This is a genomic window from Enterobacter sp. EC_50 (assembly GCF_019584525.1).
In the GTDB taxonomy this organism is placed as follows: domain Bacteria; phylum Pseudomonadota; class Gammaproteobacteria; order Enterobacterales; family Enterobacteriaceae; genus Enterobacter; species Enterobacter roggenkampii.
Genome location: NZ_VDAF01000109.1, coordinates 1 through 242, shown reverse-complemented (window position 1 = coordinate 242; position 242 = coordinate 1). Strand labels below are relative to the sequence as shown.

Annotated in this window: 1 rRNA gene; it reads left to right on the top strand. The window is 52.1% G+C overall.

Annotated elements, in window-relative coordinates:
* Nucleotides 1-242, top strand: a 16S ribosomal RNA gene (locus FHC48_RS23905); the annotation flags it as partial.

Genomic DNA, 242 nt, shown 5'->3' with positions numbered 1-242 from the left:
GGCCGCAAGGTTAAAACTCAAATGAATTGACGGGGGCCCGCACAAGCGGTGGAGCATGTGGTTTAATTCGATGCAACGCGAAGAACCTTACCTACTCTTGACATCCAGAGAACTTTCCAGAGATGGATTGGTGCCTTCGGGAACTCTGAGACAGGTGCTGCATGGCTGTCGTCAGCTCGTGTTGTGAAATGTTGGGTTAAGTCCCGCAACGAGCGCAACCCTTATCCTTTGTTGCCAGCGGT